Source organism: Streptomyces ortus (genome assembly GCF_026341275.1).
GTDB classification, from domain to species: Bacteria; Actinomycetota; Actinomycetes; order Streptomycetales; family Streptomycetaceae; genus Streptomyces; species Streptomyces ortus.
In genome coordinates, this window is record NZ_JAIFZO010000002.1 from 4,047,274 (window position 1) to 4,071,845 (window position 24,572).

The 24,572-nt window shown below is 70.4% G+C and carries 27 protein-coding genes; 10 read left to right on the forward strand and 17 right to left on the reverse strand.

Annotated features, from left to right (window positions below):
• Positions 1-27: 27 nt before the first annotated feature.
• From K3769_RS21130 to K3769_RS21155, 6 genes are all read right to left on the reverse strand, one after another.
• Positions 28-663, reverse strand: a complete 636-nt coding sequence (locus tag K3769_RS21130; RefSeq protein WP_267027961.1) for an ABC transporter — start codon at positions 661-663, stop codon at positions 28-30.
• A 5-nt stretch (positions 664-668) separates the two neighbouring features.
• Positions 669-2,195 (reverse strand): ABC transporter permease, encoded by a 1,527-nt coding sequence (locus tag K3769_RS21135; protein WP_267027962.1) that lies wholly within the window; start codon positions 2,193-2,195, stop codon positions 669-671.
• Entirely contained in the window at positions 2,192-3,082 is an 891-nt protein-coding gene (locus K3769_RS21140; protein ID WP_267027963.1) for an ABC transporter ATP-binding protein, read from the reverse strand. Before K3769_RS21140 ends, K3769_RS21135 begins: the two co-directional genes overlap by 4 nt.
• An 87-nt stretch (positions 3,083-3,169) precedes the next feature.
• On the reverse strand, positions 3,170-3,337 hold the full coding sequence (locus K3769_RS21145; protein ID WP_267027964.1) for a hypothetical protein: 168 nt from the start codon (positions 3,335-3,337) through the stop codon (positions 3,170-3,172).
• Complete coding sequence (locus K3769_RS21150; RefSeq protein ID WP_267031479.1) at positions 3,337-4,206, reverse strand: zf-HC2 domain-containing protein; 870 nt, start codon at positions 4,204-4,206, stop codon at positions 3,337-3,339. The genes K3769_RS21145 and K3769_RS21150 overlap by 1 nt, the downstream gene beginning before the upstream one ends.
• Before the next feature lie 44 nt (positions 4,207-4,250).
• Positions 4,251-4,793: an RNA polymerase sigma factor gene (locus tag K3769_RS21155; protein WP_267027965.1), complete on the reverse strand. Its 543-nt coding sequence runs from the start codon at positions 4,791-4,793 to the stop codon at positions 4,251-4,253.
• A 155-nt stretch (positions 4,794-4,948) separates the two neighbouring features.
• On the opposite strand from K3769_RS21155, the gene K3769_RS21160 reads away from it, so the two are divergent.
• From K3769_RS21160 to K3769_RS21180, 5 genes are all read left to right on the forward strand, one after another.
• Entirely contained in the window at positions 4,949-5,338 is a 390-nt protein-coding gene (locus K3769_RS21160) for a GntR family transcriptional regulator (RefSeq protein ID WP_267027966.1), read from the forward strand.
• Between the two features lie 82 nt (positions 5,339-5,420).
• Positions 5,421-5,861: an ABC-2 membrane transporter-related protein gene (locus K3769_RS21165; RefSeq protein WP_308216378.1), complete on the forward strand. Its 441-nt coding sequence runs from the start codon at positions 5,421-5,423 to the stop codon at positions 5,859-5,861.
• Positions 5,862-5,895: 34 nt separating this feature from the next.
• Entirely contained in the window at positions 5,896-8,274 is a 2,379-nt protein-coding gene (locus K3769_RS21170) for an RNA degradosome polyphosphate kinase (protein ID WP_372515002.1), read from the forward strand.
• Complete coding sequence (locus K3769_RS21175) at positions 8,255-9,364, forward strand: CHAD domain-containing protein (protein ID WP_267027968.1); 1,110 nt, start codon at positions 8,255-8,257, stop codon at positions 9,362-9,364. Before K3769_RS21170 ends, K3769_RS21175 begins: the two co-directional genes overlap by 20 nt.
• A 70-nt stretch (positions 9,365-9,434) precedes the next feature.
• Complete coding sequence (locus tag K3769_RS21180) at positions 9,435-9,848, forward strand: NUDIX hydrolase (RefSeq protein WP_267027969.1); 414 nt, start codon at positions 9,435-9,437, stop codon at positions 9,846-9,848.
• Positions 9,849-9,902: 54 nt separating this feature from the next.
• Here K3769_RS21180 and K3769_RS21185 read toward each other — a convergent pair whose 3' ends face one another.
• Positions 9,903-10,067 carry a hypothetical protein gene (locus K3769_RS21185; RefSeq protein ID WP_267031764.1) on the reverse strand — a complete coding sequence of 55 codons (165 nt, stop codon included), beginning with the start codon at positions 10,065-10,067 and terminating at the stop codon, positions 9,903-9,905.
• A 130-nt stretch (positions 10,068-10,197) separates the two neighbouring features.
• On the opposite strand from K3769_RS21185, the gene K3769_RS21190 reads away from it, so the two are divergent.
• Positions 10,198-11,034: an SCO4651 family lipoprotein gene (locus K3769_RS21190; protein WP_267027970.1), complete on the forward strand. Its 837-nt coding sequence runs from the start codon at positions 10,198-10,200 to the stop codon at positions 11,032-11,034.
• 523 nt (positions 11,035-11,557) lie between these two features.
• Here the strand turns inward: K3769_RS21190 and K3769_RS21195 are convergent.
• On the reverse strand, positions 11,558-11,920 hold the full coding sequence (locus K3769_RS21195) for a metal-sensitive transcriptional regulator (RefSeq protein WP_267027971.1): 363 nt from the start codon (positions 11,918-11,920) through the stop codon (positions 11,558-11,560).
• A 215-nt stretch (positions 11,921-12,135) separates the two neighbouring features.
• On the opposite strand from K3769_RS21195, the gene K3769_RS21200 reads away from it, so the two are divergent.
• Positions 12,136-12,756 carry a DUF47 domain-containing protein gene (locus K3769_RS21200; RefSeq protein ID WP_107015224.1) on the forward strand — a complete coding sequence of 207 codons (621 nt, stop codon included), beginning with the start codon at positions 12,136-12,138 and terminating at the stop codon, positions 12,754-12,756.
• A gap of 7 nt (positions 12,757-12,763) precedes the next feature.
• Entirely contained in the window at positions 12,764-13,762 is a 999-nt protein-coding gene (locus K3769_RS21205) for an inorganic phosphate transporter (protein ID WP_267027972.1), read from the forward strand.
• Between the two features lie 250 nt (positions 13,763-14,012).
• Here the strand turns inward: K3769_RS21205 and pstB are convergent, their stop codons facing one another.
• The 4 genes from pstB to pstS all read right to left on the reverse strand — a co-directional run bounded on the left by pstB (position 14,013) and on the right by pstS (position 18,209).
• On the reverse strand, positions 14,013-14,789 hold the full coding sequence (gene pstB / locus K3769_RS21210; protein WP_267027973.1) for a phosphate ABC transporter ATP-binding protein PstB: 777 nt from the start codon (positions 14,787-14,789) through the stop codon (positions 14,013-14,015).
• A 50-nt stretch (positions 14,790-14,839) separates the two neighbouring features.
• Positions 14,840-15,901 (reverse strand): phosphate ABC transporter permease PstA, encoded by a 1,062-nt coding sequence (pstA, locus tag K3769_RS21215; RefSeq protein ID WP_267027974.1) that lies wholly within the window; start codon positions 15,899-15,901, stop codon positions 14,840-14,842.
• Positions 15,898-16,905, reverse strand: a complete 1,008-nt coding sequence (gene pstC / locus K3769_RS21220) for a phosphate ABC transporter permease subunit PstC (protein WP_267027975.1) — start codon at positions 16,903-16,905, stop codon at positions 15,898-15,900. The genes pstA and pstC overlap by 4 nt, the downstream gene beginning before the upstream one ends.
• A gap of 173 nt (positions 16,906-17,078) precedes the next feature.
• Positions 17,079-18,209, reverse strand: coding sequence for a phosphate ABC transporter substrate-binding protein PstS (gene pstS / locus K3769_RS21225; protein ID WP_267031480.1), 1,131 nt, complete (start codon positions 18,207-18,209; stop codon positions 17,079-17,081).
• 448 nt (positions 18,210-18,657) lie between these two features.
• On the opposite strand from pstS, the gene K3769_RS21230 reads away from it, so the two are divergent.
• Positions 18,658-20,253: an FAD-binding oxidoreductase gene (locus K3769_RS21230; protein ID WP_267027976.1), complete on the forward strand. Its 1,596-nt coding sequence runs from the start codon at positions 18,658-18,660 to the stop codon at positions 20,251-20,253.
• Positions 20,254-20,522: 269 nt separating this feature from the next.
• Here the strand turns inward: K3769_RS21230 and K3769_RS21235 are convergent, their stop codons facing one another.
• The gene (locus tag K3769_RS21235; protein ID WP_267027977.1) at positions 20,523-21,224 is read right to left on the reverse strand and encodes a phosphatase PAP2 family protein; all 702 of its coding nucleotides are present in this window, start codon (positions 21,222-21,224) and stop codon (positions 20,523-20,525) included.
• 182 nt (positions 21,225-21,406) lie between these two features.
• Positions 21,407-22,414, reverse strand: a complete 1,008-nt coding sequence (locus K3769_RS21240; RefSeq protein ID WP_267027978.1) for a C40 family peptidase — start codon at positions 22,412-22,414, stop codon at positions 21,407-21,409.
• A 201-nt stretch (positions 22,415-22,615) separates the two neighbouring features.
• Here K3769_RS21240 and K3769_RS21245 point away from each other — a divergent pair, with 201 nt between their 5' ends.
• Positions 22,616-22,924, forward strand: coding sequence for a DUF397 domain-containing protein (locus K3769_RS21245; RefSeq protein ID WP_267027979.1), 309 nt, complete (start codon positions 22,616-22,618; stop codon positions 22,922-22,924).
• On the opposite strand, the gene K3769_RS21250 is transcribed toward K3769_RS21245, so the two are convergent.
• From K3769_RS21250 to K3769_RS21260, 3 genes are all read right to left on the reverse strand, one after another.
• The gene (locus K3769_RS21250) at positions 22,921-23,289 is read right to left on the reverse strand and encodes a DoxX family protein (protein ID WP_267027980.1); all 369 of its coding nucleotides are present in this window, start codon (positions 23,287-23,289) and stop codon (positions 22,921-22,923) included. The genes K3769_RS21245 and K3769_RS21250 overlap by 4 nt on opposite strands.
• 76 nt (positions 23,290-23,365) lie before the next feature.
• The gene (locus K3769_RS21255; protein WP_267027981.1) at positions 23,366-24,010 is read right to left on the reverse strand and encodes an SRPBCC family protein; all 645 of its coding nucleotides are present in this window, start codon (positions 24,008-24,010) and stop codon (positions 23,366-23,368) included.
• Between the two features lie 114 nt (positions 24,011-24,124).
• Positions 24,125-24,484 carry an ArsR/SmtB family transcription factor gene (locus tag K3769_RS21260; protein WP_267027982.1) on the reverse strand — a complete coding sequence of 120 codons (360 nt, stop codon included), beginning with the start codon at positions 24,482-24,484 and terminating at the stop codon, positions 24,125-24,127.
• Between the last annotated feature and the right edge of the window lie 88 nt (positions 24,485-24,572).

Below are 24,572 nucleotides of genomic sequence, written 5' to 3' on the forward strand. Positions count from 1 at the left end.
GCCGGGCCGGACAGGGGCGGGGCACTCCTAGAGGGCGCGCGGCCTCAGTCTTGCCCTCAGAGGCTCCACGCACGCCCTCGCCCCCACCACCGCCGCCACCGTGAGCAGCGCAGCCCAGCGGTCATGGGTGTCTGCCCAGCGGGGGTCTTCCGGGGTCACGAAGAGAACCCAGTCGTGCGGCAGCAGAAGGAACGCGGCGGCACCCGTGACCACCAGCCAGGCCGATATCGCCGCTCCCGGCTCCGTGGCCTGGGTGCGGCGTACGACCAGGGCCGCAGCGGCGAGGGCCAGTACCGCGGTGGCCGCGGCCTCCAGGGTGAGCGCGCCGACCGGTGGCCGGGCCTCCTCCGGTACGAGGAGCAGCGCCGCCGTCCAGCAGAGCGCGGCCCCCGGGGCGACCAGCGCCACGCGCAGGGCGACCCGCACCGGGCGCCGGGCCGGGACCGCCGAGGTGATGTGCCGGGCCGGGTCGTCCAGCAGGAACGCCAGGCCCAGCGCGAAGACGAGGGCGGCGGCCCGCAGCGCGTAGAGGCCGGCCAGCGGATCGGGCGGGCCTGACCGCAGACGCGGAAGGCCGGCCAGCAGCAGCCCCAGCGCGGCGGCTGCCGCGAGCGCCCGCCGGGGCAGGGCGCGCCACACGGGCGGGAGAAGAGCGCGCGTCATGACCGTCACTCCTCGCACGCGTCACCGTCCGAGGCTGCCTCGGCCGACACGTTCAGCAGTTCCGCCACCCGTGCCAACGACGTGTCGGGCGAGGTGAGCTCCGTCCACTTGGCCTTCACCTTGCCGGCGACGTCGTAACGCGGCTTCTTGAGCAACTCCGCGACGATGCGTGTCTGTTCGGCGCTCATGCTGAACGGTTCGGTGGGTGACAGGACGAGCGCGGGGCCCGAGACGCTGTCGCCGACGCGGACGTTGCGCAGCGCGGACAGCGGGTCGGACTCGCCGCCCAGTGCCAGCCACATGATGGTCACCACCCGGGCGTCGCAGATCTCGGTGCCCGCCTTCTCGTCACCCGCCACCAGCACCGACGCGACGGCGACGGCGAACTCGGGAACGCGGTTGCCGCCCCAGTCGGTGCGGACGGTCACATGGCCGGGCTCGGTGGACGGGGGGATCACGGTGTCGGCCTGCGGTCCGTGGCGCGCGTCGATGCGCTGGTCCACGGTCAGCCGCTCACCGCCGGCCCTGCCGCCCGCGAGGTTCTGCACCCGGTCGACCACGGCGGCCCAGTCGGCGGTGCGGCCCGTCCACTCGGGGAAGGCGCAGTACGAGGACCTGCCGTGCTCGATGCACTTACGGACCTTCTCCGGGGTGACCGATGCCACCTCTCGGGCCGGTGTCGAGCCGTCCGGGGTCCCGTCCCACTGACCGGCCGCGCCCACCAGCGCGAGGGCGAGCGTTCCCGCGACGGCCGCCTTGACGACCGTCGAACGGCCGCCGCTGACGAGCACCGCGAGAAGGGCGACGGACGGGGCGAGCCCTATGAGGTACAGGGCGTGCCAGGCGGCGGGGCGTTCCAGCAGATCGGAGGGCAACGGGTCGGAGCCGGTCTCCGTGACGACCACGCCCAGCCAGCTCGCCCAGTCGCTCCCGGAGGGGGGCGCCACGAAGACCTGCACGAAGAGCAGCAGGACGAGGACCATCGGCCCGGCGACCACGGAAGGGAACAGACGGGCGAAGAGGACGCCCAGCATTCCGAACAGCAGGACCGTCAGCGGGCCGACGGCGAGCTCGGCCGGCGAACCGTGTCCCGCCGCGCCGGGCTTGAGCGCGGCCCAGGTGAACTGGACGGCGACGCACACGGCGGTGAACAGCACCGCGGGGACCACGGAGAGCGCGTGGGCGGCCGCACGCCGCCAGGGCTCGACGACCAGGACATCGAAGTGGCGGTCGGTGTCGCGTCGGCGGGAACGCAGGACCGCGCGATTGACGTGCAGCATGACGGCGAGCCCGAGGACCATCGGCATGCCCTGCGTGTCGCGGTCGACGTCCTGCAAGGTCGGGAAGTCGCCCTGGCGCTGGGTGGTCTGCCAGACGATCAAGGCCGCGTAGAGGGCCGCGAGGGCGAGGATGGACATGTTCATCCTCAGCTCGCGCGCCTCGAAGCGGGCGAGGGCGAACACCGCCGCCCAGGGACGCGGCGGATGCGTCGGCCCGGCGGTCCGCGCGGGTGTCTCCAGGACGGTGCTCATGCGGCCGTCACCTCCGAGGACTCCCCGTCGAGGGTGAGCAAGTAACCGTCCTCCAGGGTCGGTTCGACGAGCTCGGCGCCCTCGGGGGGCTCGCCGACGTTACGGAAGGAACCCGTGCCCGTGCGCCAGCCGGCCCACGCGCCCGGGTCGCGTTCACTGCTGCTCCAGACCCGGCCGGCCGCCCGGGCGGTCAGGTCGGCGGGGGTGCCCTCGAAGCGGATCCGGCCGCGGACCATGACGATCACGCGGTGGCAGAGCATCGCGACGTCCTCGGTCTGGTGAGTGGACAGCAGGACGGTCCGCCCCTCCCCCGCCCGGGCGATCAACTCGCGGAAACGCATGCGCTGTTCGGGGTCGAGGCCGACCGTCGGCTCGTCCAGGACCAGGAAACCGGGGTCGCCGACGAGGGCGGCGGCCAGCGCGACCCGCTGGCGCATCCCGCCGGAGAGCTTCTTGATCCGCTTGCTCCGTACGTCGGACAGCGCGACGGCGTCCAGCACCCGGCGCACCTCGCGGTGCCGGGCGGTGCGGTTCGTCAGCTCCTTCAGGATCGCCACGTAGTCGACGAACTCGAACGCCGAGAAGTCCGGGTGGAAACCGGGTGCCTGCGGCAGATAGCCCAGCGCGCGCCGCACCTCCTGCCGGCCTGCCGAGGTGCCCGGGTCGTTGCCGAGCACCGTGAACGCTCCCTTGTCCGGGGGCACAGCCGTGGCCAGGACCCGCAACAGGGTGGTCTTGCCCGCCCCGTTGGGCCCGAGCAGCCCGGTGACGCCCTCACCGAGTCGCACGGACACGTCGTCCAGGGCGGCCGTTCCCCCATAGCGGAGGGTCAGCCCGGCGGCGGACACCGTCGGTACCGAAAGAGGTGCCGGGGACAGGTCGGACATGCGTGACTCCAGTGGATCCCGTGGATGAGGGCGATGGCAGGAGGGGCGGGAGGGGACGGAAGCAGAGGACGAGGGGCGAAGCGGCCCTCATCCGTCGCCCCCGTCGGAGGAAGAGGAGGACGACGAGCCCCGCTTGCCGGAGGAGACGGCCAGGAGGACCAGGACGGCGAAGTAGAGCACCTTGTAGAGCACCGAGGCGATCATCAGCAGTACGGCTCCGAGCAGCTTGAAGCGCCTGCGCCAGGCGACCGACATCACGCCGCACCCCCGTCCCTGTAGCCCGTGAAGTCCCCGAACGGTGTATGCGCCGAGGTCGAGTCGAAGCGGTCGCGCCGGAGATAGAAGAACCCGGCGGCGAGCACGGCGACCGCGGCGGCGGCGCTCTGCCCCGCCACCGTGTAGGGCGCGGGAGTCCCCTCGGCGGTCGTCCTCTGCGCGATCAGCAGCAGGGCGATCCACGTACCCCCGACCAGACCCGGCGCGAGAACCGGGCCGAGCCGGGGCGTCAGCGCGAGCCCGGTCGAGGTGAGCGCGAGCGCCGGCAGCAGCCAGGCCAGGGCCCGCAGTCCGTACGAGGGGAGCGCGAGCGTCGCCAGACCGTTCAGAGCGAGGGCGGCGGCCAGCACCGGCACCGTGCGGATCATCAGCAGCCGGAACCCGTGCGTCGGCGACACCACCGCCATCTCGTACGTCGGGTCGAGCACCGGCCCGTACGACAGCGCGACCCCGGCGAGGGGCAGCAGCGGGGCGAGAGCGAGGAACAGCGACGGGCTGTCGGGTGCCCCGGCGAAACTGGTCGCGAGCACCGTGAGGAACAGCACGGCGACGACCGCGACCAGCCACGACCGGCGCAGCACCGGCGTCGCGGCCAGCAGCCGCGCGGTGTGGTCGGCCACCCCGGCCCGGACGAGCAGCGACTCCAGGAGCCCCGGTCGCGGCACGTCCAGTTCGGCGTCGAGCCGCTCCCAGCCCTCGTCCAGCGGGACCGGGTCGCTCACCTCGGCGAGGGCCGCCCGGCAGCGCGCGCAGGCCATGAGGTGGGTGTCGGCCGACCAGAGCATCGGGGCCGCCAGCTCCCCCCGTACATACGCGCGGAGGTCGTCCTCCGCGACGTGCCAGGTCATGCCACTGCCGTCCTGATCGCGCATCCCGCTCGTGTCGTCGTCGCTCATGCCAACTCCTCCCGCAGCTGCTTGCGGGCCCGAAGCGCCCGTGTCTTGACCGTCCCCGGCGGGATGCCGAGCAGGACGGCCGCCTCCCGGGTGGTCAGCCCGTCTATGACCGTGGCCTGCAGGACCGACCGCAGCTCCGGCGACAGCCGGACGAGGGCGCCCGCGAGGTCCCCGTGCTCCACCCCCGCGAGCACGCGCTCCTCCGCGGACGCCTCCTCGCGGTGCCGCAGCCGCGCCAGCGCCTGCCGCATCCGGCCCCGGGCGCCGTCACCCCGCAGAGCGTCGATGAGGCGGCGCGAGCCGATGCGCCACAGCCAGCCGGCCACGTCGCCCTCCTCGCGGTAGCGGGCGCTGCCGCGCCACACCGCGAGAAACGTCTCCTGCACGACCTCGTCGACCGTCCCCGCGTCGGAACAGCGGCCCCGCAGCCTCGCTCCGAGCCACGGCGCATACCGCCGGTACAGCTCTTCGAAGGCGCGCCGGTCACCGTCCGCTGCGATGGCCCGCAGCAGCTCTCCGTCGCTTCTCGTTTCCCTCACACCCCCTCATCGCACGAGCCCCCCGGATCGGTTCACGCCACCGCGAGAAGTTTCCGGAATCCTCGATTCACCTTGTGAACGCCCGATCCACCTTGACAGGCCTCCGGGCTTCCATCACCCTTTCACTACTCAATTAGTGCAAGGGTGATGGTCGCGTGGTCGAGTACCGCATCGACCGGCGCAGCGGTGTCGCCACGTACGTCCAGATCGTCCAGCAGACGAAGCGGGCGCTGCGCCTGGGCGTGCTCGAGCCCGGCGACAGGCTCCCCACGGCCCGCGAGGTCGTGGAGGCCACCGCGATCAATCCGAACACCGTGCTCAAGGCCTACCGCGAGCTGGAACGCGAGGGCCTGGTCGAGGCCAGACGCGGACTCGGCACGTTCGTGCGGCGCTCCCTGGGCTCCGCACCCGCCGACCACACCGCCCTGCGCTCGAAGCTGACGGCCTGGCTGGACGAGACACGCAAGGAAGGCCTGGAGCGCGAGGACATCTCCGCGCTCTTCACCTCCGTACTGGACGAGAAGTGCCCTGAGGGGGAGCGATGAACAGGGACGGCGAAGGGACCGCGCTCGAAGCGGCCGGGCTGGGCAAGCGGTACCGGCGCAGGCGTGGACCTGTACTACAGGAGTGCTCCTTCCGGCTGCCGTCGCCGGCGGCGCGCTGGTGGGACGCGAGCTGGAGAACGGCACCGCCGAGCTGGCCTGGACCCAGTCCGTCTCCCCGGCCCGCTGGCCGGCCGCCAAGCTCGCGGTGCCCGCGCTGCTGCTGACGGCCGGCGGGACGGTGTTCGTCCTCGTGTTCCGCTGGGCGTGGGCGGCCGACCGGGACCTGATGGGCGACGACTGGACGTTCCACGACGTGTTCGCCGCGCGCGGGCCCGCGCTGGTCGCGTACGCGCTGTGCGGGCTGGGGGTGGGAGCGCTCGCCGGATTGAAGGCAGAGACTGCGCCGTTCCCCGCGCTCCTTTCGGGGCGCAGCCCCTGCCGTGGGGTGCGGGACGGCGTGCCGGGCGGCCATGTGGACGTCGGGGGGTCTCCCGCCGATATCCCGCACGTCATGTCGCCGTAACCAGTGATTCAGACAGGCTTGCGACCCTCGGGCAATGAACCCCGCCCCGCCCGAGCCCTCGCCTCCGCCGGAGCGCGAGCCCTCCCCGCAGAGGAGGAACGGAAGCACGCACATCGTCGCGGCGCTTCCTCCCGCTCTCTCCGACGCGCCTGTTTCCGGCCCGGCACGGAAGAATGGGTTCATGAGCCAGCCCAATGCCCAGGCACAGGTGCAGCACCCGCAGCCGTCCGTCGGCTCCATAGCCGCTCACCGCCCGCACACCGTGGCGGCGAACGTCTCCGACCTGGAACCCGACCTCGACGCCGACCTCGACGAGTACGAGGATCTCGTCCAGGACGGCGTCCAGCTTCCGCAGGGCCGGTTCCTCGACCGGGAGCGCAGTTGGCTCGCGTTCAACGAGCGAGTCCTCGAACTCGCCGAGGATCCGAACACACCTCTCCTCGAACGGGCGAAATTCCTGGCCATCTTCGCCAGCAACCTGGACGAGTTCTTCATGGTCCGGGTGGCCGGTCTGAAGCGGCGCATCGCCACCGGTGTGGCCACCCGCTCGGCCTCCGGCCTGCAGCCCCGCGAGGTCCTGGAGATGATCTGGGCCCGCTCGCGCGAACTGATGGCCCGGCACGCCGCCTGCTACCAGGAGGACGTGGCACCGCAGCTCGCGGAGGAGGGCATCCACCTCGTCCGCTGGAGCGAGCTGTCCGAGAAGGAGCAGGCCCGCCTCTTCACCCTCTTCCGCCACCAGATCTTCCCCGTCCTGACCCCCCTCGCGGTCGACCCGGCGCACCCCTTCCCGTACATCTCGGGTCTCTCCCTGAACCTCGCGGTCGTCGTGCGCAACCCGGTCTCCGGGCACCGCCACTTCGCCCGCGTCAAGGTGCCGCCGCTGCTTTCCCGCTTCCTGGAGGCCTCCCCGAACCGCTTCGTCCCCATCGAGGACGTCATCGCGGCCCACCTGGAGGAGCTCTTCCCCGGCATGGAGGTCCTGGAGCACCACACGTTCCGCCTCACCAGGAACGAGGACCTGGAGGTCGAGGAGGACGACGCCGAGAACCTGCTGCAGGCCCTGGAGAAGGAACTCATGCGGCGCCGCTTCGGCCCGCCGGTGCGCCTGGAGGTCGAGGAGTCCATCGACCGGTACGTACTGGACCTGCTGGTACGGGAGTTGAAGATCTCCGAGGCCGAGGTGTACCCGCTGCCGGGTCCCCTGGACCTCACCGGCCTCTTCGGCATCGGCGCCCTCGACCGGCCCGAGCTGAAGTTCCCGAAGTTCATCGCGGGAACCCACCGCGACCTCGCGGAGGTCGAGTCGGCGTCCCCGCCCGACATCTTCGCCGCCCTGCGCGAACGCGACGTCCTGCTGCACCACCCGTACGACAGCTTCTCCACCTCCGTCCAGGCGTTCCTCGAGCAGGCGGCGACGGACCCCGACGTGCTGGCGATCAAACAGACGCTGTACCGCACGTCGGGCGACTCCCCCATAGTGGACGCCCTCATCGACGCCGCCGAGTCCGGCAAGCAGGTCCTCGTCCTCGTCGAGATCAAGGCACGCTTCGACGAGCAGGCCAACATCAAGTGGGCCCGCAAACTGGAGGAGTCGGGCTGCCACGTGGTCTACGGCCTCGTCGGCCTCAAGACCCACTGCAAGCTGTCGCTCGTGGTGCGCCAGGAGGGCGACACCCTGCGCCGCTACAGCCACGTCGGCACGGGCAACTACCACCCCAAGACCGCCCGCCTGTACGAGGACCTGGGGCTCCTGACCGCCGACCCACAGGTGGGCGCGGACCTCTCCGACCTCTTCAACCGGCTCTCCGGCTACTCCCGCCGCGAGACGTACCGCCGGCTGCTCGTCGCGCCCAAGTCCCTGCGCGACGGCCTGATAGCGCGCGTCAACAAGGAGGTCCAGCACCACCGTGCCGGACGCCCCGCCCATGTCCGCATCAAGGTCAACTCGATGGTGGACGAGGCGCTCATCGACTCGCTCTACCGCGCCTCCCAGGCCGGCGTACCGGTCGACGTCTGGGTACGCGGAATCTGCGCGGTACGCCCCGGCGTCGCGGGCCTGTCCGAGAACATCCGCGTACGGTCCGTCCTCGGCCGCTTCCTCGAACACTCCCGGGTCTTCGGCTTCGGCAACGGCGGCGAGCCCGAGGTGTGGATAGGCAGCGCCGACATGATGCACCGCAACCTCGACCGGCGTATCGAAGCCCTGGTGAGGATCACCGACCCGGCCCACCGGTCGGCCCTCACGCGGCTGTTCGAGACCGGTATGTCCGACACCACTTCCTCCTGGCACCTGGGGCCCGACGGCGAATGGACCCGGCACGCGACCGACGCCGAGGGCCAGCCCCTGCGCAACGTCCAGGAGATGCTCATAGACGCCCGGAGGCGCCGGCGTGGCACAGCAACACCTTGACCCGACGGCCGGACCCGTGGCCGGGGACGCCCTCGCGGCATACCTGCGGGCCCAGGCCACGGAGTTCCTCCGCGCGCTGCGCCAGCACCGGGAGACCGGTGGCGCGGCGGGTGGGGGTCCCTCCGCGCGAGCGCAGTCGAGCGTGGGGGAGAACGGCTCGAAGGAGGCCGTGGACGCGGCGCGCGCCCTGCGCCGCTCGGCCCGCCGTATCAGCGGCACCCTGCACACCTTCCGGCCCCTCCTCGACGAGGCCTGGTCGGAGGGCATGCGCCCCGAACTGGCCTGGCTCTCGGGGACCCTGGCCCGCGAACACGCGTACGGGGCCCGTCTGGAACGGCTGCTCGCGGCGCTGCACCGCCTTTCCGGCTCGGCGGCCTTTCCCGTGCAGGCCGCCTCCGAGGTACGGCCGGAGAAGGGCCAGCTGACCGTCGGCGCGGCCAAGGCGGGCGCCCTCCTGGAGCGCCAGCTGACCCTCGCCCGCACCCGCGCCCACTCGGCCGCGCTGCAGGCCCTGGGCTCCAGCCGCTTCCACGCCGTCGCCGACAACGTGGCCGTACTGGCCAGCGAGGTCCCGCTGACCGCCGCGGCGACGAAAGCCGGGACGGGCGGGACAGCCGGGACAGCCGGGACGGGCCACGCGGCTTCCGCCGGGCTCCAGCCGCTGGCCGCCGCCGCGGAGGACCGCCTCAGCGACGCCGTCGCCGGGCTGCCCCTGGTCACCGCGGGCCACCCCTACAACTCGGAGGCCCTCGTCCACGGCCTCTCCACCGACACGGCCCCGCAGCCCCAGGACGCCCCCTGGCACCAGGTACGCCTCCTGCTGCGCCTGCACCGCTACGCGCGCGAGGTCGTCCTCGGCGACGAAGTCCTCCTGGACGTCCGCCTGTTGAACGCGGGCCAGGCCCTTGACCGGCACCGCGACGCGGCGGAGGCCGCCGCCGCGGCGGCCTCGGCGGCCCGCACCCCGCGGATCGCACCCGCGACGGCGTACGCGCTCGGCGTGCTCCACGCGGACCAGCGGCACGAAGTGGAAGCGGCCAGGTTCACGTTTCAGCGAGCCTGGATGAGGGAGACGGTCGGCACTCCGTGAGGGCTCGACCCGACGGAGGCCGCCACTCGCGATCGGAGGCCCAGTGCACGCGAACGGACATCCCGCGCCCATGGACGCAGAACCGGTGCTCGCGGCGGGCTGCGTCCTGTGGCGCCGCTCACCGGCCGACGGCGAACTGCAGATCTGCCTGGTCCACCGGCCGAAGTACGACGACTGGTCGCACCCGAAGGGCAAACTGAAGTCCGGCGAGGACACGCTCGCCGCGGCGCTGCGCGAGGTCGAGGAGGAGACCGGGCACCGGTGTGCGCCGGGGCCGCGGCTGACGACCCTCCGCTATGTGGCCAACGACCGGCCCAAGCAGGTCAGTTACTGGGCCGCCGAGGAGACGGGCGGCACCTTCGTCGCCAACCGTGAGGTGGACCGGGTGCTGTGGCTCGCGCCGGCTGCCGCGCGCGGGAGGCTCACGCAGGCGCGGGACCGAGGGCTGGTGGACGAGCTGGTGTCGGTGCTGCGGCGCGTGTAGCCCCGCACAGGACAGACGACCGCGCCGTTCCCCGCGCCCCTGAAGGCGCGGGCCTCACCTGGCCGCGGTCAGATGGTTCTCGGCGTCCGTGCGGGCCAGACTCCGGGCTCTTCTCGCCGGGCCCCGCCAGCCGCAGATGCATCGAGCCAGGCAGAAAGGCCCTTGCTCGACCGTCGTCGTCCGGTGTTCCAGGGGAGTGATCTCTTCCTGCTGCGCCACGCGCCCCACCGTACCGATGCCCGGTAAACGCTTCCCCATGCCGGGCGTCCGCGTGACAACACCCCCCACCAGTCGTTAAGGGAACGACACGAGACCCGCCCAAGGACGTCCCGGCTGGGGGTAGCAGGCGATGGTGGAGCGGCGAAAACGAGGAGACGGGGCGGTGGCCCTGGCCGCCGCGGCGACGGGGCTGCTGCTCTGCGCCACCGGATGCGCGGGCGGCGGGGCCGCCTCCGACGACGCCCGGACCGCCGAGGACCCCGTCGAGGTGCTCCACGGAGCGGCCGGCAACCTGGTCCGCGCCGGTACGTCCAAGGCGCGTACGTCCATGGAGATGGCGACCGGCGGCACCCGCGTGACCATCCGCGGCGAGGGTGTCTACGACTTCGCCGACCAGGTGGGCCGGCTGAAGGTACTCCTCCCGCAGGACCCGGCCGGCGACGACGCCCACCGCCCCATCACCGAGCTCCTCGCACCGGGCGCGCTGTACATGAAGAACCGCGGCGCGGGTGTACCGAGCGACAAGTGGGTGCGCGTCGACACGGCCACGCTCTCCGACGGGAACCTGGTCACGGGCGGTGCGACCGATCCGTTCGCCGCCGCGGAACTGCTGCGGGGCGCGCGCACGGCGACGTACGTGGGCAGGACGGCGGTCGCGGGCACGGCGGTACGGCACTACCGGGGCACCGCCGACCTCACGGTGGCCGCGCGCGATGCCTCGGCGGGCAACCGGAAGGTGCTGCGGGCGGCGGCGAAGGGCTTCGCCACGGCGACGGTCCCCTTCGACGTCTACCTCGACGAACAGGGGCGCATCCGCAAGGTCCGCCACCGCTTCAGTTTCGTGAACGGGCAGCGGAAGGACACGGTCGCGGTGTCCTCCACGACGCTGCTCTACGACTTCGGCGCCGCTGTCGACGTACGTCTGCCGAAGACGAAGGACATCTTCGCCGGGCGGATCGCCGAGTGAGGGAACGGTGGCGGGCGGGGCCGGAAATGGTCCGTTGGTGCCATGCGCTGTCCGTGGACCGCTCCCTACTCTAGGAAGTCGGTATCGGCAGGAAGAGGTGATGCACGTGGCTCCGGCGCGCGGTACGGCAGTTCAGGACCACGTGGCCCTGGCCGAGATCGAGCTGTGCGGCGACCTGATCATCGCGGCCTCGGCCGCCCGCGAGGACCGCCTCACCCCCGACCAGATCGACGAGGTCCTAAAGGTCGCCGAAGAACGCTACCCCCCCCTCCCCCGCCAACACCCCCACCCCCTAACCCGGTCCAGGGGTCACGGGGTTCCCCCCTCAGAGGCGCGGCCCCCCAGGGGCGCGGGGAACGGCGCAATCTTTTGCCTTTGCCCTCCCGGGCCACGGGGGAACGCCACAATCTTCCGTTCCTGCTCCCCCCAAGGGGCGCGGGGAACGGCGCAATCCTTTGCCTTTGCCCTCCAGGGCCACGGGGGAACGCCGCAGCTTTTCAACCCCGCCCCGCCCGGCCAGGGCTCACGTGCGCAACAGCCGAGCAATCGCCTTGGTGGCCTCCTCCACCTTCGCATCCACCTCGGCACCCCCCTTGACCGCCGCGTCCGCGACACAATGCCGCAGATGCTCCTCCAGAAGCTGCAGCGCGAACGACTGCAACGCCTTCGTGGAGGCGGAGACCTGCGTGAGTATGTCGATGCAGTAGACGTCCTCGTCGACCATCCGCTGCAGCCCCCGCACCTGCCCCTCGATCCGCCGCAGCCGCTTGAGGTGCTCGCCCTTCTGCTCGTGGTAGCCGTGGATCCCGCGATCGTGATCGGTCACGATCTCCGTCGCACCGCTCTCCCCGGAGGGCGTCGTGGCGCCGGCCTCGGTGGTCGTCATCGCGTCCTCCTGCTGACTGATACCCCTACCGGGTATATCGTAACGAATTTTGCCGGGTATGGGCCCCTTGCCGGATGCCGTCGCGGGCGCCCTCACGGGACCCCGTGCTGATCACTGTGCCCGATGGGCGACACTGGGGGGCGGCCGGTTAGCCGTGGCCGGATGATGCGCCTAGCATCAGCCTGACCGACACCGAAGCAATCCGAGGACCCCACGTGCGATTTCGTCTGACCCCCAGGGAGACGAGCTTCTACGACATGTTCGCCGCTTCCGCGGACAACATCGTCACGGGCTCCAAGCTCCTGATGGAACTGCTCGGGGCGGACTCGTCCGGCCGAGCCGAGATCGCAGAGCGTATGCGGGCCGCGGAACACGCCGGTGACGACGCGACGCACGCGATCTTCCACCAGCTGAACTCCTCGTTCATCACGCCGTTCGACCGCGAGGACATCTACAACCTCGCCTCGTCCCTCGACGACATCATGGACTTCATGGAGGAGGCCGTCGACCTGGTCGTCCTCTACAACGTGGAGGAGCTGCCCAAGGGCGTCGAGCAGCAGATCGAGGTACTGGCCCGGGCGGCGGAGCTGACCGCCGAGGCCATGCCCAACCTGCGCACGATGGACAACCTCACCGAGTACTGGATCGAGGTCAACCGTCTGGAGAACCAGGCCGACCAGATCCACCGCAAGCTGCTGGCCATGCTCTTCAACGGCAAGTACGAGGCCATCGAAGTGCTGAAGCTGAAGCAGATCGTGGACGTCCTCGAAGAGGCCGCCGACGCGTTCGAGCACGTGGCCAACACGGTGGAGACCATCGCGGTCAAGGAGTCCTGACCCCTTCATGGACACCTTCGCCTTGATCGTGACCATCGGTGTCGCGCTCGGATTCACCTACACCAACGGCTTCCACGACTCCGCGAACGCCATCGCAACCTCCGTGTCGACGCGCGCGCTGACGCCCCGCGCGGCGCTCGCGATGGCCGCCGTGATGAACCTCGCCGGCGCCTTCATGGGCAGCGGGGTCGCCAAGACCGTCAGCGAGGGCCTGATCGAGACCCCGCACGGCAACAGGGGCATGTGGATCCTGTTCGCCGCGCTGGTGGGCGCGATCGTGTGGAACCTCGTCACCTGGTACTTCGGCCTGCCGTCCTCCTCCTCGCACGCGCTGTTCGGCGGCATGGTGGGCGCGGCGCTCGCGGGCGGGATCGATGTCATCTGGTCCGGCGTCCTGGAGAAGGTCGTCATCCCGATGTTCCTCTCCCCCGTCGTCGGCCTGGTCGCCGGTTATCTCGTGATGTGCGCGATCATGTGGCTCTTCCGCCGCTCCAACCCGCACAAGGCGAAGCGCGGTTTCCGTATCGCGCAGACCGTGTCGGCGGCCGGCATGGCGCTCGGCCACGGCCTCCAGGACGCCCAGAAGACGATGGGCATCGTGGTGATGGCCCTGGTCATCGCGGACGTCGAGGACGCGGGCGACCCGATCCCGGTCTGGGTCAAGATCGCGTGCGCGGTGATGCTGTCGCTGGGCACGTACGCCGGCGGCTGGCGCATCATGCGCACGCTCGGCCGGAAGATCATCGAGCTGGACCCCCCGCAGGGGTTCGCGGCGGAGACGACGGGCGCCTCGCTGATGTTCACGACGGCGTTCATCTTCCACGCGCCGATCTCGACGACGCATGTCATCACGTCGGCGATCATGGGCGTGGGGGCGACGAAGCGGGTGAACGCGGTGCGCTGGGGTGTCGCCAAGAACATCATCCTCGGCTGGTTCATCACGATGCCGGCGGCGGCGCTGGTCGCGGCGACGAGCTTCTGGCTGGTGAACGCGGTATTCCTTTAGGCCTGCTCCCTCCCTGGGGGCTGCGCCCCCAGACCCCCTGTCGCGCTTGCGCGCTCGTCCTCGAACGGCGCTTGCGCGCTCGTCCTCGAACGCCGGACGGGCTGGACGGTGACCGGGGGCCGGAACAAGCCAATGGGCCCGCCCCCCGTGACCGGGGAGCGGGCCCTATCGGTCCCCGCGGTGGCACCGCCATGCAGCACCGCGAGGGGTCCGGGAAACGTACGAAGGACGTCGGCCCGAAGACGTCGGCTCAGCCGAAGCGCCCCGAGATGTAGTCCTCGGTGGCCTGCACGGACGGGTTGGAGAAGATCCGCTCGGTGTCGTCGATCTCGATGAGCTTGCCGGGCTGCCCGACCGCGGACAGGTTGAAGAACGCCGTCCGGTCGGAGACCCGCGCCGCCTGCTGCATGTTGTGCGTCACGATGACGATCGTGAAGCGCTCCTTCAGCTCGCCGATCAGGTCCTCGATGGCCAGCGTCGAGATCGGGTCGAGCGCCGAGCACGGCTCGTCCATGAGCAGCACCTTCGGCTCGACGGCGATCGCCCGCGCGATGCACAGCCGCTGCTGCTGACCACCGGAGAGACCGGACCCCGGCTTGTTCAGCCGGTCCTTGACCTCGTTCCAGAGGTTCGCGCCCTTGAGCGACTTCTCCACGATGTCGGCCAGCTCGGACTTCTTGTAGCTGCCGTTGAGCCGCAGCCCCGCCGCCACGTTGTCGAAGACCGACATCGTGGGGAAAGGGTTGGGACGCTGGAAGACCATGCCGACCTCGCGCCGCACCGACACCGGGTCGATCCCGGCGCCGTACAGGTTCTCGTCGTCGAGCATGACCTTGCCCTCGACGCGCCCGCCCGGCGTCACCTCGTGCATGCGGTTGAGGGTGCGCAGGAAGGTGGACTTGCCGCAGCCGGAGGGGCCGATGAAGGCCGTCACCGAGCGGGGTTCGATGGCCATCGAGATGTCCTCGATGGCCCGGAACGAGCTGTAGTAGGCGCTGAGGCCGCTGACGTCGATTCGCTTGGCCATGGGGATCACTGCTTCTTTCGAGGGGGAAAACTGGTCGCTGGGTGGCCGCGTCAGCGACCGGTCTTGGGGGCCTTCCAGCGGGCGATGCCGCGAGCCGCCAAGTTGAGGATCATCACGAACGCGATCAGCGTGAGCGCCGCCGCCCAGGCCCGGTCGTACGCCGCACCGGAGCCGCCGCTGTTCGCGTACTGCTGGTAGATGTACATCGGGAGCGAGGCCTGCGGGCCCTCGAAGGGGTCCGTGTTGATGAACGTCGAACCCCACACCAGCAGCAGCACCGGCGCGGTCTCACCCGTGATGCGGGCGACCGCGAGCATCACACCGGTGGTGATGCCGCCGATGGAGGTCGGCAGGACCACCTTCATGATGGTGCGCCACTTCGGTACGCCCAGGGCCAGCGAGGCCTCGCGCAGCTCGTTCGGTACGAGCTTGAGCATCTCCTCGGTGGAGCGGACGATCACCGGCAGCATCAGGATGGTCAGGGCCATCGAGCCGGCGAAGCCGGAGTAGCCCATGTCCAGGATGATGATCCAGAAGCTCAGGACGAACAGCCCCGCGACGATCGACGGGATACCCGTCATGACGTCGACGAAGAAGGTGACGGCCTTGGCCAGCTTGCCGCGCCCGTACTCCACGAGGTAGATCGCGGTCAGGATGCCGATCGGCACGGAGATGACGGTGGCGATGCCGACCTGTTCGAGCGTGCCGAGGATCGCGTGGTAGATACCGCCGCCGGGCTCGGTGTCGGTGACCAGGCCCATCGAGTGGCTGAGGAAGTAGCCGTCGAGGACCTTCACCCCGCGCTTGACGGTCTCCCACATGAGCGAGACCAGCGGGACGACGGCGAGGAGGAACGCGACCCACACCAGGCTGGTCGCCACCCGGTCCTTGGCCTGCCGGCGGCCCTCGACCTTCGCGGCGATGCCGTACGAGCCGAACACGAAGAAGATCGCGGCCAGCAGGCCCCACTGGACACTGCTGTGCAGTCCGGCCGCCGCGCTGATGCCGAGGCCCAGGGCGACCGAGCCCGCGGCGATCGCGTACGGACTCCACTTCGGCAGCGTCGCGCCCTGCAGGGAGCTGGGGCGCCGGTCGTTCACGGTCTGGCTCATGCGTTGGCCCCCGAGTACTCCGCGCGGCGGGCGATGATGAGCCGGGCCGCGCCGTTGACCAGCAGGGTGATGACGAACAGCACCAGGCCGGAGGCGATGAGCGCGTCGCGGCCCATCTCGCTGGCCTCGCTGAACTTGCTGGCGATGTTCTGGGCGAAGGTGCCGCCGCCCGGGTCGAGCAGGCTGGCGTTGATCTCGAAGCTCGGGGACAGGACCGTGGCCACGGCCATCGTCTCGCCGAGCGCGCGCCCGAGGCCGAGCATCGAGGCGGAGATGACACCGGAGCGGCCGAAGGGCAGCACCGACATGCGGATGACCTCCCAGCGCGTGGCGCCGAGGGCCAGCGCGGCCTCCTGGTGCATCAGCGGAGCCTGCCGGAAGACCTCGCGGCTCACGTTGGTGATGATCGGCAGGATCATGATCGCGAGCAGGATGCCCACGGTGAACAGCGAGCGCGGTGCGCCGCCCTGCCAGTCGAGGATGCCGGTCCAGCCGAAGTAGTCGTCGAGCCAGCCGTAGAGGCCGCTCATGTGCGGCACGAGGACGAGGGCGCCCCACAGGCCGTACACGATGGACGGTACGGCGGCCAGCAGGTCGATCACGTAGGCGATGGTGCCGCCCAGCCTGCGCGGGGCGTAGTGCGTGATGAACAGGGCGATGCCGACCGCGATCGGGACCGCGATGACCATCGCGATGATCGACGAGATGACGGTGCCGTAGACAAGGACCGCGATGCCGAAGCTCGGCTCCGCCGCGGTCGGGTTCCACTCGAAGGTGGTGAGGAAGCTCGTCTCGTCCTTGCTGATCGCGAGCACGGACCGGTACGAGAGGAAGACCGCGATGGCGGCCATGATCACGAGCAGGAAGATGCCCGACCCGCGGGACAGGCCGAGGAAGATGCGGTCACCGGGCCGGGTGGCCCCGCGGGCCGCGCGCTTCTGCTCGGCCTCGGTGGGTGGGGAGAGAGGGGGAGGTGCTTCAGCGTTCTTGGTGGATATGTCCATGGGGTTCTCCGGTCTGCGGGGCCACACACTGCGTGCGGCCCCAGGCGGCGGTGCACCGGACGGCGCGCGGTGCGGCCCCTGCCGAGGGAAACCGGACCGCGCGCTCGGAGCCTGTGTCATGTCCCCGGCCGGACGCCGCGCGCCCGGCCGGGGAGATGACACAGGCCCTCAGGTCAGCTCAGGCCCGCGACGGTCGTACGGACCTTCGCGATGATCTCTTCGGGGATCGGGGCGTAGTCGTTCTCGGCCAGGATCTTCTGGCCGTCCTCGCCGGCGATGTACGTGAGGAACGCCTTGGTGGCGGCCAGGGTGTCGGCCTTGTTGCCCTTGTCGCAGACGATCTCGTACGTGACCAGGGTGATCGGGTAGGCGCCGTCGGCCTTGGTCGCGCGGTTCAGTTCGAGCGCGAGGTCCTTGCCCGTGCCGACGATCTTGGCGTCCGCGATGGCCGTCGTGGCGTTCTCGACGGTGGCCTCGACCGGGTCGCTGGCACCCGTGTCCAGCTTGGCCGCGGTGATGCCGTCCTTGGCGTACGACAGCTCCATGTAGCTGATGGCGCCGGAGGTCTGCTTGACCTGCTGGGCGACACCGGAGGAGCCGGACGCGGACTGGCCGCCCTTGGCCTGCCAGGCCTTGCCGCCCTCGTACTTCCACTCGTCGGGCGCGGCGGCGATCAGGTACTTGGTGAAGTTGTCCGTGGTGCCGGACTCGTCCGAGCGGTGGAACGCCTGGATCTTGAGGTCGGGCAGCTTGGCGTCCGGGTTCAGCTTCTTGATCGCCGCGTCGTTCCACTTGGTGATCTTGCTGTCGAAGATCTTCGCGAGGGTCTCCGAGTCGAGGACGAGGCCCTCGACACCCGGGACGTTGTAACCGACGGCGATCGGGCCGCCGACCATCGGCAGGTTGATGCCCTGGCCGCCCGAGCAGACCTTCTTGGAGGCGGTGACCTCTTCGGGCTTCAGCGCGGAGTCGGAACCGGCGAAGGCGACCTGGCCCTGGGTGAACGCCGTGACACCGGCGCCCGAACCCTCGGACTTGTAGTTGATCTGCACGTCCTTGCAGGCGGTCACGAACTGCTTGACCCACGCGTCGATCGCGTTCTTCTGCGCGGAGGAGCCGTTGGCCAGGAGCTGGCCCTTGGCGTCGTCACACTTGATGGAGCTGTTGGCGGCGGTCGTGCCGCCGTCACTGCCGGAGCCGCCGCCGGTGTCGTCGGAGCCGCACGCCGTCAGCGCAAGGGCGCCGGAGACGGCGACAGCACCGAGGGAAAGGGCGCGAAGCCGGTTCTTGCGCTGAAGCTTCACTTTCGTGAGTTCCTTCCAGGAGCCGCCGTTGCGGCGGCGTGCGATGTCATGGGCCTGCTTGTTCATCGACCGGCACGGGTGCTCGCTTCCGTCCGCACCACGCACCGGGTAAGGCCGAAATTAGGCAGAACAGGTGAAGCCGCCGATGGCCGTGAGTGAACGCAGGGTGAACCCCTGCCGTCAGTGCGGTGAGGTCACGGAACGCTCACGGGGAGAACACGCGGGGGTTCCGACTACCGGAACCCCCGCCTTCGCTCACGCGCCCCCTCCGCACCTCTCCGTCCCCCACCTCTCCGCGCCACTCAGTCCCGCACCGCTCCGCCCCGCCCCCTCCTGGCCGGAACCCGCCGCCTCCCCTTTGCGGACTCATGGGGGTTGTCGGTCGCCGCCTGTGGAACCCGCCGGGCGGTTGACCCGTCTCGTCCAACGGGAGCCACGGGAGGCGCACATGCAACGGCGTACGTTCATAGGCGGTACGGCGGCGGTCGCGGTGACGGCGGCGTCGGCGGCCTGCGGCGGCAAGGGGCCGGGCCCACGGCCGGCCGCTTCGGCACGTACGTCCGGCACACCGGCCACCGGCACGGGGGCGACCGCGACGGCCGGCGGCACCCGGGCCGGCAGCCCGACGATCACTCCGGCCGCCGACCTGCGGGCGCTGGCCACGGACCTGGACGGCGCCCTGGTCCGCCCGGGCGACGCGGACTGGGCGGCGGCCCGACAGCTCTACAACACCCGTTTCGACTCCCTGCGGCCGACGGCGGTCGCGTACGTGGCCCACCCCGACGACATCCGTACGGTCCTCGCGTACGCCCGCGCCCACGACGTCCGCGTCTCGATCCGCAACGGCGGCCATTCGTACGCCGGTTGGTCCTCGGGGAACGGCCGACTGATCGTCGACGTGTCGAAGCTGTCCCGGATCCGCGCGTCCGGCGACGAGGCGGTGATCGGCGCGGGCGCCAAACTGATCGACGTCTACCGCGGGCTCGTGGCGAAGGGCGTGACCGTCCCCGCGGGCTCCTGCCCGACGGTGGGCGTCTCGGGACTGGCGCTGGGCGGCGGCCACGGGGTGGTGTCGAGGGCGTACGGCCTGACGTGCGACAGCCTCACCCGGGCGACCCTGATCACGGCGGACGGCAAGGAGCTCAGCGCGAGCGCGACCGAGCACAAGGACCTGTTCTGGGCGCTGCGCGGCGCGGGCAACGGCACTTTCGGCGTCGTCACGGAACTCCGCTTCAAGACGCACCCGGCCCCGCGGGGCGTGGCGGCGAACATGTCCTGGCCGTGGTCGAAAGCTGCGGCGGTGCTGGCGGCCTGGCAGGAGTGGGGCCCGGACCAGCCGGACGAGATCTGGTCGTCGCTGCACGTGGAGAACGCGGCCGGCGGCACCCCCACCGTCTCCGTCTCCGCGTTCTCGCTGGGCACGTACGGGGAGCTGCAGAACGCGGTGGACCGCCTCGCCGACCGCGTGGGCGCCTCCGCGCGGAGCGTCTCCCTCAAACGGCGTTCCTACGAGGAGTCGATGGAGGTGTACGCGGGCTGCTCGTCCTTCTCGTCCGACGCGCAGTGCCATCTGCCGGGCGGGACACCGGGCCGCTCGCCCCAGGGGGCTCTGAACCGGGAGACGTACGCGGGCCGCTCCGACTTCTTCGACCGCTCGATCTCGGCGGCGGGCATCCGGACCCTGCTCTCGGGCATCTCGGGGGTGCGGGGCGGTACGGGCAGCATCGCGCTGACCGCGCTCGGCGGCGCGGTCAACCGGGTCGATCCCACGGCCACGGCGTTCGTCCACCGCCGCTCGCGCATGCTGGCCCAGTACATCGCGGCGTGGCGCCCGGGCACGTCCGGCAGCGCGTCGGAGTCGTGGCTGACGGCCACCCACACGGCCATGCGCCCGTACGCGTCGGGCGCGGCCTACCAGAACTACACGGACCCCACGCTCAAGAACTGGCGCAAGGCGTACTACGGCCAGGCGGCCCCCCGCCTACATTCCCTGAAATCCCACTACGACCCCAACACCTTCTTCAACTCCCCCCAGCCCCTATAACCCACCCAGATCCCACAGCCGACAACCTTGGCTTCGCCCTCCAGGGGCGCGGGGGAACGCCGCAGTCTTGGCTTCGCCCTCCAGGGGCGCGGGGAACGGCGCAATCTTTTCGTCTTTGGGGGCGAGGGGAACGCCGCAGTCGTGGCTTCGCCCTCCAGGGGCGCGGGGAACGGCGCAATCTTTTCGTCTTTGGGGGCGCGGGGAACGGCGCAATCCTTTAGGGGCGCGGGGAATTGCGCAACCACCCACAGCCCCGCCCCGCCCCCCACCTACGCCGCAAGATCCCTCTCCGCAGGATCAACATCCCGCCGAGACCCAGGAAGAACCTTCCCCCCACCCCCGCGGGAGCGATCCGCCCGAACCACCCACCCCACCCGCCCCGACCGCTCGACAGCCCTCACCACAGGCGTCAACAAAGCAGTCGCAAGCGGCGAAAGCAGCAGCACGACAGCCGTCCCCAGCGCGAACCCCCCGACCACGTCGGTCGGATAGTGCACGCCCATATAAATCCGGCAGAACCCACCGAGTAGCGCGAGCCCTATCCCGACAAGCCCGAACTTCCGGTTGGCGACAAACAGCCCGACCCCCATGGCCATCATGAGAGTCGAGTGATCGCTCACAAAGGAATAGTCGCTCTTGCCGCCGATGAGAACCTCAAGCCCCTCGTGGTCCACAAAGGGCCTGGGCCGTTCGACAAATCCCCGTATCGGCACATTCACGAGTACGGCGACCCCGGCGGCCAGCGGCGCCCAGATCAGCGCGGCCACGGACGAGGCGGCCTCGTCCCCGCCCCGCCGTCTGACGTTCCACCAGCACCACAGCACCAGCAGAACCATGACGAGCAGGAGCCCCCACTCGCCCACGAACTCCATGACGCGGTCGAACCAGTGCGGCGCGTCTTTGGCGAGACCATTGATGTCGTAGAGCAAGTCGACATCGGGGTTCGATCCGGAGTCGGCGAGTCCAGCCATGGTGCAACGGCTCCTTCGTCGTCATCTTTCCGACGCACCCACCGGATGCGTCGCGCCACAACCCCCGTCGTCGGCTACAAGAACAGGAACGCACACTCCCCTTCAATACGTTCCGCTCTCCACCGAATGATCACGCAGACGTTATCGAAGAGAGATACATCGCCGCAGCTCAGGGGTGGGTTTCACACAGAGGTGGGCAATGCTTTCGCGCCATCTTCGGTCACCCGCGTCGCCCCGAAGTAGTCAGGCGTGTCGATGGAGTCGAAGCGGATCACGGCACCCGTCCGAGGGGCGTTGATCATGTATCCGCCGCCGACGTAGATGCCCACGTGCCGGATGGCCCTGGAGTTGGTGAGGTCGTCCGAGAAGAAGACCAGGTCACCGGGTAGCAGCTCGTCCCGCCCGGGGTGCGGGCCGGCGTTGTACTGGTCGTTGGCGACCCGCGGCAGAGTGACCCCCACCGTCTCGTACGCGGCCTTGGTCAACCCTGAGCAGTCGAAGCGTCCTCCCTGCTCAGGGGTGCCGTTGCCGCCCCAGAGGTAGAGCGTGCCGAGCTTCTTCTGCGCGAAGTAGATGGCACCGGCGGCCTGCTCGGAGGGCTGCACACGACCGACGGGCGCGGCGAAGCTCTCCTGCAGCGTGGTGATCGTCTTCACGTAGTTCTGGGTTTCCTTGTACGGCGGAACGCCCCCGTATTTGATGACGGCGTACGCCCCCGCGTTGTACGCGGCGAGCATGTTCTCCGTCTGGTTCCCGGGCGCGTCCTTGACGTACTTCGCGAGCGTGCAGTCGTACTTCGCGGCCGATGGAATCGCGTCATTCGGATCCCATACGTCGCGGTCGCCGTCACCGTCGCCGTCGATTCCGTGCGTGGCCCACGTGCCGGGGATGAATTGCGCTATCCCCTGCGCGGCGGCCGGGCTCTTGGCATCGGGATTGAACCCGCTCTCCTGATAGAGCTGCGCGGCGAGAAGGGCCGGATTAATGGCGGTGCACAGATTGCCCCACTTCTGCACGAGCGTCCGGTACGCCGCCGGCACGGACCCCTTGGCGAGGCCGACCGCTCCCTGTCCCACCCCGTTGGCGAGGTTCCCGGCGACCATGTAGACGCCGACGACCAGCACCATGACGAAGCTGAGCCCCGCCCCCACGGCGGCGGTCGCCAAGATCCAGCCCTTACGCACCGTCAACCGCCCCTCGCCGCACGGTAATCCGAACGTCAGTGTAGAGGCGGAAAGCCCACCGCGGAATGATCACATGCCGCCCACCGCACGGTCCCCGGTACGCGTGGATCGCGTGGGAGCCGAGGAACGCGGGCCCGGGACGGGGATACGGTGGCCGCCGAAGGCCACCGCCGCACTCGTCCCCCGTACTCGAAGAGAGCCCAGACCATGTCTGACATCCCCGCGAACCTCACCTGGGAACGTGCCGCCCCGCCGGAGGCGACCGGGCCGGGCCCCTGGATCGAGCTCGCCTTCGGCGACGACGACTTCGTCTACATCCGCGAGACCAGCGACCCCGAGAACGTCGTCACGACCACCAGGAAGAAGTGGGACGCCTTCGTACTCGGCGTACAGGCAGGCGAGTTCGACCACTTCGTGGAGGGAGTGGAAGGGTTCGAGGGAGCAGGGGGATCAGGGGGATCAGAGGCGCCAGAGGGGCCAGAGGGGCCAGAGGGATCCGCGGGCGGCCGGCCCTAGGCGGTCCTGGCCACGCGCCGCGCCCACAGCACCAACGGCACCTGCAGCGGCAGCCGGGCCAGCGCCGCCGCCTTCCGGGGCGCCGGCCGGTGACGCCGGTCCACCGCCATCTGGACATTCGCGGGGAACACCCCGACGAAGAACGCTGTGGTGGCCAGCGCCGCCACCCGCCTCGTACGCGGCACCGCCACCCCGGCCGCCAGCGCCAGCTCGACGGCACCGCTCGCGTACGTCCAGGTCCGCGGCGAGCCGGGCAGCGCGCGCGGGACGATCGCGTCGAACTGCCTCGGCACCGCGAAGTGGGCGACCGCCGCGGAGGCCAGCAGGCCCGCGAGCAACAGGGGTGAGCGTTCCGACCTTGGCACGGTTCCTCCTCCGAGAGCCCACGAAAGGCTGTGGCAACGGCTGCCGTGCGAGGTTACTCGAAAGTAAGTACCTGGTTCAGGAAGGCTCCGGCTCCGCCCCCGTGTACGCGGCGGTCGTCCGGTCCGCCCTCCCCCGCGCGACCTCCTCGGCCTCACCGCCGGCGACGGCAGCCGCGTACCAGCCCTCGCTGCTCAGCCGGACGAACCGCAGCCCATCCTCGGTCCCGAACCAGGCCATGGCCTCCTGAGGATCCACGGCCGCGCCGGAGGACAGGTGGAGGGTGAGTCCGATGAGCGCCATGTCCCAGCCGACACCGACGGCCCCGGGCCCGAACTGCTGCCACTTCTCGTCGTCGTCGGGAGCGATGTGGTCCAGCTCGAAGCGCGTACCGCCGTCCGCCACGGGGGTCAGCCGGAGCTCGATCCAGCTGACGTTCCCGCCGAACTCCCAGGTCGCGGTGAAGCCCTTCGGCGGATCGCAGCGCTCCACGGTGCCACCGGCGTTGCCCTCCAGCTGGTATGTGCCGCCGGGACGCAGTTCGCCGGTGACGGGCAGGAACCAGCGCAGGATGCGCTCGGGATCGGTGCAGGCCTCCCAGAGGTCCTCGACGGTCGTGTCGTACGTCTGACTTACGGTCACCACGTGGGCTTCGCCCGCCTCGATGACCCGGCTGCCGACCGTGCGCCGCACGGCGTTGATCTGATGACTTACGTCGATCATGCGCTGCTCCTCCTCCATGTCCTTCGCTACAGGAGTTCACCAGAGATCACTGCAAGGGATCGCTACAGGGGATCGCCACAGGGGATGGCTGCGGGGGACGGCTACGGGGGACGGCTACGGGGAATCGCTGTCGCCGGGCCGCTCACGGAGCCGGCGTTCGCGCTTGCCCCGGGCCACCTCGGTGGACAGGGCGTCGAGACGGGGCGTCCAGAACCGCCGGAAGCGGTCCAGCCAGGCGTCGACGTCCCGCAGGGGGTCGGAGTTCACGGCGTACAACCGCCGGGCCCCCTCCGGCCGGACCGTGGCGAAGCCGTTCTCCCGCAGGACCTTGAGGTGCTGCGAGACACCGGGCTGCGATATCCCGAACTCCTCCCGCACGACCTCGCTCACCGCCCCGGAACTCATCTCGCCCTCCGCGAGCAGCTCCAGGATCCGCCGGCGAACGGGGTCACCGAGTACGTCGAATGCGTGCACCCGGCGAACGTATCACCGAAAGCTTATATAAGCGCAAGGCGATAGGAAGTGGGGGTACCCGCTCAGCGCCCGTTCGCCCCGGCACACC